11 protein-coding genes are annotated in these 9,268 nt (G+C 32.9%); 2 read left to right on the forward strand and 9 right to left on the reverse strand.

Annotated features, from left to right (window positions below):
* Positions 1 to 132 precede the first annotated feature (132 nt).
* From B6S12_RS09710 to B6S12_RS09725, 4 genes are all read right to left on the reverse strand, one after another.
* Positions 133 to 324: an RNA polymerase subunit sigma-70 gene (locus B6S12_RS09710; protein WP_111230592.1), complete on the reverse strand. Its 192-nt coding sequence runs from the start codon at positions 322 to 324 to the stop codon at positions 133 to 135.
* A complete protein-coding gene (locus tag B6S12_RS09715) occupies positions 321 to 1,172 on the reverse strand; it encodes an AAA family ATPase (protein WP_111230593.1) in 852 nt (283 codons plus the stop codon). Before B6S12_RS09715 ends, B6S12_RS09710 begins: the two co-directional genes overlap by 4 nt.
* A gap of 91 nt (positions 1,173 to 1,263) precedes the next feature.
* Positions 1,264 to 3,492 (reverse strand): Mu transposase C-terminal domain-containing protein, encoded by a 2,229-nt coding sequence (locus tag B6S12_RS09720; RefSeq protein ID WP_111230594.1) that lies wholly within the window; start codon positions 3,490 to 3,492, stop codon positions 1,264 to 1,266.
* Complete coding sequence (locus B6S12_RS09725; RefSeq protein ID WP_111230595.1) at positions 3,493 to 3,693, reverse strand: hypothetical protein; 201 nt, start codon at positions 3,691 to 3,693, stop codon at positions 3,493 to 3,495.
* A gap of 271 nt (positions 3,694 to 3,964) precedes the next feature.
* Here B6S12_RS09725 and B6S12_RS09730 point away from each other — a divergent pair, with 271 nt between their 5' ends.
* Positions 3,965 to 4,687, forward strand: a complete 723-nt coding sequence (locus tag B6S12_RS09730) for an XRE family transcriptional regulator (RefSeq protein WP_111230596.1) — start codon at positions 3,965 to 3,967, stop codon at positions 4,685 to 4,687.
* 235 nt (positions 4,688 to 4,922) lie between these two features.
* Positions 4,923 to 5,288 (forward strand): DUF3137 domain-containing protein, encoded by a 366-nt coding sequence (locus B6S12_RS09735; RefSeq protein WP_181451035.1) that lies wholly within the window; start codon positions 4,923 to 4,925, stop codon positions 5,286 to 5,288.
* Here the strand turns inward: B6S12_RS09735 and B6S12_RS09740 are convergent.
* The 5 genes from B6S12_RS09740 to B6S12_RS09760 are packed head-to-tail and all read right to left on the reverse strand — an operon-like array spanning position 5,278 to position 8,765.
* Positions 5,278 to 6,150, reverse strand: coding sequence for an ATP-binding cassette domain-containing protein (locus B6S12_RS09740; RefSeq protein WP_111230598.1), 873 nt, complete (start codon positions 6,148 to 6,150; stop codon positions 5,278 to 5,280). The genes B6S12_RS09735 and B6S12_RS09740 overlap by 11 nt on opposite strands.
* Positions 6,147 to 6,806, reverse strand: a complete 660-nt coding sequence (modB, locus tag B6S12_RS09745; protein ID WP_111230599.1) for a molybdate ABC transporter permease subunit — start codon at positions 6,804 to 6,806, stop codon at positions 6,147 to 6,149. Before modB ends, B6S12_RS09740 begins: the two co-directional genes overlap by 4 nt.
* A gap of 1 nt (position 6,807) precedes the next feature.
* A complete protein-coding gene (locus B6S12_RS09750; RefSeq protein ID WP_111230600.1) occupies positions 6,808 to 7,185 on the reverse strand; it encodes a molybdate ABC transporter in 378 nt (125 codons plus the stop codon).
* Complete coding sequence (modA, locus tag B6S12_RS09755; RefSeq protein WP_111230601.1) at positions 7,178 to 7,942, reverse strand: molybdate ABC transporter substrate-binding protein; 765 nt, start codon at positions 7,940 to 7,942, stop codon at positions 7,178 to 7,180. Before modA ends, B6S12_RS09750 begins: the two co-directional genes overlap by 8 nt.
* Positions 7,943 to 7,958: 16 nt before the next feature.
* Positions 7,959 to 8,765 (reverse strand): TOBE domain-containing protein, encoded by an 807-nt coding sequence (locus B6S12_RS09760; protein WP_111230602.1) that lies wholly within the window; start codon positions 8,763 to 8,765, stop codon positions 7,959 to 7,961.
* Between the last annotated feature and the right edge of the window lie 503 nt (positions 8,766 to 9,268).

Genomic DNA, 9,268 nt, shown 5'->3' on the forward strand with positions numbered 1-9,268 from the left:
GGAACGAGGCTAGACTTAAGTGTCTGCGAGTTCCATAAAATTTTATAAATCTGCCACTAGGTATCTTGAATGCGAATTTTTTGAGAGTTTAAACCCTCATAAAAGCTATTTAAAAACACAAAATAGCTTTTATTAAAGTTTTTCTCCACGCTCTGTATTGCTATCTTTTTCTTGTAGCTTTTTAATCTCTGCTAAGTCTTCTAAGATGCTTTCCCATTTGCTTTTATTTTTAGGGTGGGAGAGTTTAAGGAGTGCTCTTTTATAAATTTTGAAAGCTTCCGAACTTGAAATGCCAAGCACTCTCCCAATCTCTTCAAACTTCATAAAATCACCATTTCACTCGCAGTCGCAATGAGTGCATCATTTAGTTCTGCTTCTTCTAATTCTGCTAGCCTTAATGCCTTTTTATAAAGTTTTGCAGAACTTCTAAAGTTCCCATTTGTGTATTTATAAAAATCCACCCCATAAAAGCTCTTGCTCTCTTCTTTGCTTAAACCCTTTAACATCCATTTTCCACAGATACGAGAATAAAGCTGTTTTAGCTCTTTATTTTTTCCCATTAGATTTTTATAAAGCACTTCTGTCCCCACTAAAATCAAAGGAACTCTTGCAAAATCCACAATTCTTCTTAAATCTTCCAATACATTTAAAGGCAAATATTCCGCTTCATCTACTATTAGAATTTTTTCACTATTTTTTAAGTATTTTGCAATCGCTCTTAGCTTCTTATGTGAGTTTCCACTCACTTCAAGACGCAATCTTTCGCACAAATCCTCTAATAAAACCTTAGCAGTAGTGTGGCAAGTAGCCTCTATTAAAATACTTTGGGGCTTGTCTTTGATAAATTCACTAATAATAGTTGTTTTTCCACTTCCAGCCTCTCCAAAAATCAGTGCGATTTCCTTTTCATTTACTGCCTCATTTGCTACAAAGGTAGCCATATTAAAATCCTTAGAAGCAAAAACGCTCTCCACTTCTTCTTTAGTGCTTTTATTAGAAAAGTTCGTGATAAAATCTTCTATTTTTTTACCCCATAACTCCACATCTCCAGCATAGCTACCTTTTTTAATTTGAGTAATGAGTGCAGGGCTTGCTCCAATAGCTCTTGCTAGACTTGATGCACTCATTTTAGAACTTTCTAAAAAGTCTGTTAGTAATTTTTGTAATTCCATTTAAATCTCCTTGTTATTTTCAAGCCTTTTTAAAGACTTTTAAAAACTTTTTAAACCTCATTTAATAGGTATTTAAAAGCTTTTAAAAATCTTATGCTTTTTTAGCTTTGAGTGCTGCTCTATACCAATCATAGCTTTGCTCTTTCTTCTCCTTTTGCTTAGATTTTAGGGCGTATTTCTCCACCTCACCATTGCTTACTAAAGATGTGCTATACTCTAGCTCCTCTTTTGCATTGTTTGCACTGCTAAGTGGTGCTAGGGTAGTTTTTTGCAATTTTTCTTTTCCTAGTTGTAGGTATTTTTCCATATTGCCCTCTAACTTTAATCTATTTTCATCCATCGCATCTTTTTTGTGTTTTAGATTTCTAAGCATAATCTTTCTAGCTTCTTTTGCCTCCTCTGCACTTACCCCTAATTCTAAATCTAGACTACTTGCCACACAAATAAGCTCTTTATTTTTATCAAAGCAAAAGATTTCACTAGTATTATTCAGGTTAGGACACACATAAACACTCTCATAGTTATATAGCTTCGGATTATAGAAGAGATTGTTATTTAAGCTTATGCCTTTGTTTAGCACTTTTCTGCTATTTAATGCCCCACCTAGATAAATGCTTAATGAGATTTCATCCATTCTTTTTACATCTTCTAGCTTTGCTTCATATGCCTCTTTAGGAGTGCCTCCAAGTCTATCAAGATAGGTATTGTTTAAAAAGTGGTTGCTAAAAGTATCCACACACTCTTGCATATAACCTAAAGTTTTTAATCTTCTTTGATTAGTCTTATAGCCCTTTTTTAATCTTCTCTCTTTTTTAGAATAAAAGAATTCAATAGCCTGCCTTTCTTTTACATTTGCACCAATATAGCCCACTAAGTTTGCGGTTAGCTCATTTTGCAAGGCTTTAAACTTATTTTCCACATAAGGCTTAGCCCAACCGCTATAAGCCCTCATTGCCTTATAATCTATATTAAGCCTCTCTAGTAAAGCCTTAGTGTTTTTGCTTAAAAATGCTTTTCCATTATCCGAGTGAATACACTTTGGCACACCATAGGTGCTGATATATTTAGAAATGGCTCTAGCTATGCTTAGACTATCTTCTGTATATCCTAGATAAAAGCTAACCACGCCACTATAAGTATCAATTAAAGAAATAATTGTGTAGCGTTTATGCCACTCACATTGCTCCCCCTCTAGCTTAAACTTTTCATTAATTACATTTACCTTGCAAATTGCATCTAATGGGCTTGCGTCTATCTCTACGATTTCATTTACACTTGCTACACTCCAATTGCTTACCCCCAAAGCTGGAAGATGCCGACTTATTGCTCCATCTTCTCCATGTAAAATGATGTCTTTTACAAGTTTATTATCTTTTAGGTATTTCTTAGTAGCACGCAATACACATTCATAGCTTATAAACTCATCTTTTTTACCTAAAAAGTCTTTTAGTTCTAAATTACCCTTTTTAGACACTTCATAGTTAATAAGGCGGTGGATATTAGAGACATTAATACGCCCCTTTTGTGCTAAAAGTAGGTTTTCAAACAAGGAGTAAATCCCAAGTCTTGTAAGTTCATCTTCTTTAGTGTTTGTGCGTTTATCCACTAAGCCATCTAATCCATTTTTTAGATAGTCTCTTTGCCAAGCATAAAGCTTATTAGCACTTAATTTAAAAGGATAAAGTTTTAAAGAATTAATATAGAGGATAAAATCTTCAGCACTTAAACTTCCTTTAGCTTTTTGCCATTCTTTTACAATGCGAGACTTTAGCAAAGCTTCATCTTGCTTTTTGTGATTGGAAGTGGCAAAAAGGGAGAGGTTAAGAACTTCTCCTCTGTCATTGCGATGCATTCCCACATCATCACAAGAGGGCAACGCTCTTATGGCTTTCTCTTTTTCATCATCGCAAGGCGTCCCCTTTTTGTTATTTTGAGAAGCTTCTTTGCTATTATGAGGCACTAAAACATCATAATCCATATCCTTAGCTAAACCACCACCAAGAGGTTGCTTAGCTAAAGTGTTGGTGTTTGTTTTTAATGTGCTAGGCTTTTTATAAGGGTAATTAGTGCTACTAATATCTTCAATGCTAAAGCCTTGCTCTATTAAACTTGCTTCTTCTTTACTTAGAGGTTTAGACCAGATTTGGAGGATTTTACCTGCATGACCACCACGATTGTTTGATATATATTTATATGAAAATATTTTCGTATCAATGTAGAAAATTTTTTGCCCCTTATCACAAGCTTGTTTTGCTTTCTTTTGTATATTTCTCAATCCTATTGAAAGTTCTGTGCAAAACTTATTAACATTAGTCCACATTTAAGCCACCTTAAATCCATCTTTTTCCAGCATTTCTCTAAGCTCTTTTGCTCTGCCCCTTATACCTTTTGTTTTGCCATAGCTCATATTTAAAATCAATCTATAATCACTCTCATTTAACTTTTTAGCCTTAGCCCAAGTGCGAAGCTTAAAACCTTTTTTAGCCATTTGCTCGGTTAAATTTGTAAAATTATTACGCATTTTATTTTCCTTGTGTTATAATTACATCTAACCACTCCCACAAGGGAATGGATAAGATGATTTATAGCTCTAGTTTGAAAGTGATTTTTAACTTCCAAACTTTGAGCCTTACAACCACCTTTTTATACTTCAAAATTTTCATTTTAAAGCTCCAAAAGTGATATTCTTCCCGCCCGCCCAAACCACTTTTAAAATTGTGTTTTTTGTGATACAATTCTTTTAAAAGTGATAGAATTATACGAAATTATTTTCGTATTGTCAAGGAATTTTTATGGATATAGGAAAAAAAATTCGCCAAGCAAGAGAAGAACAAGGATATTCACAAGAGCAACTAGCTAATGAGCTAGGTATAACAACTAGAACATTACAAAATTACGAATATGGCAAAAGTGATGTAGGTGTTATTTTAATCACTAAAATAGCAAATATTCTTAAAATTAGCAGTGATTATTTTTTTAAGGAATATAGTTCGCCAATCGTTCGCCAAAATAATAAGAGTATAGTTCGCCAATCGTTCGCCAATGCTCAAAAACGCTCTATTAATTCTACAAACCTTAAACTAGAAAACCCACAACAAACCTTAAATGATGAAATAGTCATAATACCTTTTTATGAAAATGTTAGAGCAAGTGCAGGAAGTGGTGCTTATAATGATGAAGAAAGTAGCCAACCCTTTAGCTTTTCTAAGAATTTCTTGCGGGAATACTTTGGGCTACTTTCCTTTGCTAATCTATCAGTTATTATAGGATATGGCGATTCTATGTCTCCCACTCTCCCAGAGAATTGCTATCTTTTAGTGCAACAAGGAGAAGCTAAAGAGGGGGAAATATGTGTAACACGCATTGAAGAGGAGCTATATGTAAAACGCCTCCAAAAACGCCCTAAACTCAAACTGCTTAGCGATAATAAAGCATACGAACCCATAGAGCTAGAAGGGGAGAATTTTGAAATACTAGGACGCGTTGTAGGTTATTTTAAAAAAACTGCCCTTTGAAATCTTTTTAAATAGCGTTTAATAGGTATTTATTAGCTATTTGTAAAGTAAGTGTCTAGTAAATGTCAAGCAAATATAAAGCAAACTATCAAGAAATGTAAAGCAAAATCGCTCACTTTGATTTTTAACAAAACCCAAACAAACTCCCTTAATATCGCTCTTTTAAAATATTTTTTCTCACTTTGATTTTTTACATTACTTTATAGAAGAGATTTCTAAAAATGACTTGTATATTTTGCTAAAGCCTAAAAAATATTTTGACTTTTCTAAAAAACCTGATTTAATAAAGCTAGAAAACACCCTTAAGATTCTAGATAAAGAATATGAAATTTTTACTAATGATAAAGAAAAAGCAAAAGAGTTTTTAACACCCATTTTTTTAGAAAAGCTTTCAAAAACGCAAGAATATTTTGGGGTTTCTAGCCTCTTTTGCTCTGTGATGGATAACTCTTGTATGTTGGCGCTTCCCACAAATAGGGACTTTTTTAAACTAAATAATTTTGAGCTAGAAGCACTTAGAAGGCAATTTAACACGCTTTTGAAAGAATTGCAAAATATTAGCGACTTTGGCAAGGAGCTAAAAGTTGCATTTAAATCTTAGTAACAATAGGATTCCAAGCTTTAGAAGAAAGCATAATCAAATCTCCAACTTTTAGTGCTTTTGCTTCTTCTTTGGGTAAGATTACTTTTAAAATATCATTGCCACTAAGAACGCTTATAATATAATTAATCCCACAAGCTTTGATGTCTAAAATACTTCCGCTTTGCCTAAACTTTCCACTAGGTAAATGACTTAAAAACACTTCACTAGGAGTGCCACTTCTTGCAACTTTTCCTTTTTGAAGCCATAAAACATAATGAGAGAGATAAAATACTTCACTAAAATTGTGGCTTACTAAAAATGTGCTTAATTTAAAATGTTTATGAAGTCTTAAAAGCTCCTCTTGTAGCTTAAAACTAAGCTCCCTATCTAATGCGCTAAAAGGCTCATCTAAAAGCAAAATTTTAGGTTTTCTCACAAGTGCTCTTGCAAGTGCTACTCTTTGCTTTTGTCCTCCGCTTAAAAGCTCGGGTTTTAGTTTGCGTAATTTGTGAAGTTCTGTGATTTGTAAGATTTCTTCAATGATTTTTTTATCCCCATTTTTTGGGAGTGCATAGGAGAGATTTTGCTCTATACTCATATTTGGAAAAAGCGCATAATCTTGAAAAACAAAGCCGATTTGTCTTTTTTGTGGTGGTAAATTAATCCCTTTTTGCTTGTCAAACCATATTTCTTTATCTACTTCTATACTCCCATTATCAGGTTCTAACAATCCTGCTAGAATGCGTAAAATTGTCGTTTTTCCTGCACCACTTTTGCCAAAGAGGGTGATAAGCTCTTGTGTGTTTAGCTCACAATTTAAACTTAAATGGATTTCTCCATCTACACTATGGAGTGATTTATTGAAATTTAGTTTAATCATTTTGCTTTCTTTAAATAGAAGGTTAAAAGAAGTATTAAAAAGGTAACAATAAATAAAGTAAAGGCATATTGATGTGCTAAAGAATAGTTTAGGGCTTCTACTTCATCATAGATTGCAATACTTGCTACTCTAGTAACCCCCTCAATATTCCCGCCAATCATCATAACAACACCAAATTCCCCAATTGTATGGGCAAAACTTACGACAATTCCTACCAAGAGCGATTTTGAAATATTAGGCAAAAGCACTCTAAAAAGAATGCTCAAATGTCCTTTTCCAAGAGTAATGGCAGCTTCATAGAGAGATTTGGGCAAAGAAGCAAAACCCGCTTGAATAGGATTTACCATAAAAGGTAGAGAAAAAATTACAGAACCTACAATCAATCCATAAAAACTAAAAACAAGCTTGAGTTCAAAAGTTTCTAGTAAAAATTTTCCAAAAGCATTTTGCGGACTAAAAGCCACAAGGAGATAAAAACCTAAAACAGAGGGGGGCAAAACAAGAGGCATTGACACGATAGTTTCTAAAATGGGAGTGAATTTACTTTTACTAAAGGCTAGAAAATAGCCCAAAGGAATACCAATAACAAGAAGTATAAAAGTTGTAATAAGTGCTACTTTAAAAGTAAGTAGCATTGTAATTAAAAAGCTTTCCATACTAAAAAATCACCATAATTTCACTTTCTAAAACACACCAATCTACTTCTTTAAGTTCTCTTAGCTCTTCATTTTTGGGAACGAGTGCGTGGATTTTACCGCCCTTAGCCTCTTTGCATTCTAGGCTTAAACGCATAAAGAGTGTATCTTCTTCTATTTTTAAAATGGAAGATTTAAAGACATTTTGGGCACCTTGTATTTTTTTTGCTACAAGAATATTATTTTCCTTAAAGCTAAGCGTTAGGGGTTTTTGCATAAAATCTTTTAAAGATTGCTCTAAAAGCAACACAAAAAAAACTTTATCTCCTGCTACTACTTTTAAGCGAGAGATCTCTAAAAGAGAATCTAACGCTACTAAATTACCCTCTATTTTATTCAACACTATAACCAAATTGGATAAATTTTGCTTTAGCTTCTTTGCCTAAAATATAGGTTTTAAATTCATTAGCAAGTTTGGAATCTTTTCCGTAATTTGGGATAATGAGTGCTTGCAAGATAGGCTTGTAGAGGTTTTCTGGTATGGCTACAAAACTCATAGTAGGTGTATTAATTCCGCCAACTCCAAGCATTGATAAAGCAGTAAAGCCAACTTCGGCACTTTTAGATTCTACATAAGTGGTTGCACTTCCTATACTTTCTCCAAGCACAAATTTGCTTTCTACTTTTTTTAGCATATTTGTAGCCTCTAGTGCTTCCATGGAAGCTCTTCCATAAGGAGCTACTTTAGGATTTGGCACAGAAATGTGTTTGATTTTATCATTCAAAATATCTTCAAATTTTTGCAATTTAAAATTTGCATCATTGCTCCATAAAACAAGTTTGCCTTTTGCATAGATTTCTTCTTTTTGTGGGGCTAGTTTTTCTGTATAGAGTTTAGCAGGATAGGAAACATCAGCCGCTACAAATAAATGCACAGGAGCTCCATTTTTGATTTGAGAATATGCCTTGCCACTAGAGATGTAAGAAATCTCTATACTATCATTAGGGCGATTTTTTAAAAAATCATTTTTAATATCCTCTAGCACATATTTTAGTGAAGCAGCACCTAAAACTCTAATTTGCTCTGCGTTTGCAAAATGTGAGCCAAGTAAGAGCAAAGCCCCCATAAAAGTTACTTTTTTTAAACCTTTTAACATTTTTTCTCCTTTTTGTTTAAATTCCTAAAATTACATGGTTTGCCTTAAAACCAAACCACACCTTTTTGCCTAGATTTAATTCTAAATCATTACAAGATTCTTCAGTAATCACTGCACTTAGTTGGATATCTTTATGTTTGATTTGTATTTGCGTATTTACCTCTCCTTTAATTAGATTTGTGATTTCCCCGCTAATACAGTTTCTCATAGAACCTTTAGGTTGTTCGTTAAAAACTACAATCCAATTAGCCTTAATGAGTGCATAGCAAGAATCTCCTATTTTTAAATCCATTTCTTTTAAAGAATCTAAAGTAATGGTGCTAACAATATTTAATTTTCCTACTTGCAAGGTTACTTCCGCATTCACTGCACCTTGTTTAATATGGCTAACTTTGCCAAAAAATTGGTTTCTTGCACTTGTTTTAATCATAGGTCTCCTTGTAGTTTGTAATAATTTTTGCAGACTAAAAGCATCTTCAATTTTTAAGTTATTCCAAGCTTGTAAATCTTGTTCAAACATTTTTAAAAGCTCTTCATAAATATTTTCCATTTGTCTAAAGGCTTTAATTATTTCTAAGCCCTTTTGGGTAACGCTTGTGCCACCCCCATTTCTCCCACCAAGTGCTGAAACTACAATGGGTTCATGCGAGAGTTTATTCATAGCATCTATACAATCCCAAGCAGCCTTATAGCTCATCTTCATTTCTTTGGCAGCTTTTGAGATAGAGCCGTTTTTATGGATTCTTTCTAAAAGTTCTACTTTGCCATGTCCTATGAAATTTTTCCCTTTTTCCTTAATCCAAATTCTGCCTTCAATTTCCATAAGCTTTTACCTTTTGTTTTAAATTTGGGTGCATTAATTTTTTTATTATATTTTAAAATATATATCAAGTCAATTAAAGATTTTTTATCTTATGTTGCACTGCAATCTTTATTTTTTTGAAGCCTTTATTGAAACACATAATCTATTATATAAGCATTAGTTTAATTCTAAACAAATCAAGACAATCTGTAAATTTATCTTGTTTTCATAAATCGTTGGGTTAAAGTAATCAAATAACAAAAGAAGCATAATAAAAGATAAGAAGACATTAAAACAGATAAAATACAATCAAAACTGCTAAGAACACAAAGAAGCTACCAAAAACAACAAGAGGGTAAAAAACCCTCTAAAGAATTTTGTATGCTCGGAGATTAAATACTGGCTTCTATATGATTTTTATTGCTTTTAGAATTTATTATTCTTTTGGCTTTTTAAAACCTATACTTAACCCCTACATTTCCACTTAAATAAGTTTCATTTTTAGAATCCACTTTTCCAGCAAT

The organism is Helicobacter valdiviensis, from assembly GCF_003245365.1.
Lineage (GTDB): Bacteria > Campylobacterota > Campylobacteria > Campylobacterales > Helicobacteraceae > Helicobacter_D > Helicobacter_D valdiviensis.

What these genes read in the sequence shown, in the direction of transcription:
- B6S12_RS09740 (WP_111230598.1), bottom strand. Translation starts at nt 6,150, where the DNA reads ATGATTAAACTAAATTTCAATAAATCACTCCATAGTGTAGATGGAGAA.
- B6S12_RS09730 (WP_111230596.1), top strand. Translation starts at nt 3,965, where the DNA reads ATGGATATAGGAAAAAAAATTCGCCAAGCAAGAGAAGAACAAGGATAT.
- B6S12_RS09725 (WP_111230595.1), bottom strand. Translation starts at nt 3,693, where the DNA reads ATGCGTAATAATTTTACAAATTTAACCGAGCAAATGGCTAAAAAAGGT.
- B6S12_RS09710 (WP_111230592.1), bottom strand. Translation starts at nt 324, where the DNA reads ATGAAGTTTGAAGAGATTGGGAGAGTGCTTGGCATTTCAAGTTCGGAA.
- B6S12_RS09715 (WP_111230593.1), bottom strand. Translation starts at nt 1,172, where the DNA reads ATGGAATTACAAAAATTACTAACAGACTTTTTAGAAAGTTCTAAAATG.
- B6S12_RS09760 (WP_111230602.1), bottom strand. Translation starts at nt 8,765, where the DNA reads ATGGAAATTGAAGGCAGAATTTGGATTAAGGAAAAAGGGAAAAATTTC.
- modB (WP_111230599.1), bottom strand. Translation starts at nt 6,806, where the DNA reads ATGGAAAGCTTTTTAATTACAATGCTACTTACTTTTAAAGTAGCACTT.
- B6S12_RS09720 (WP_111230594.1), bottom strand. Translation starts at nt 3,492, where the DNA reads ATGTGGACTAATGTTAATAAGTTTTGCACAGAACTTTCAATAGGATTG.
- modA (WP_111230601.1), bottom strand. Translation starts at nt 7,942, where the DNA reads ATGTTAAAAGGTTTAAAAAAAGTAACTTTTATGGGGGCTTTGCTCTTA.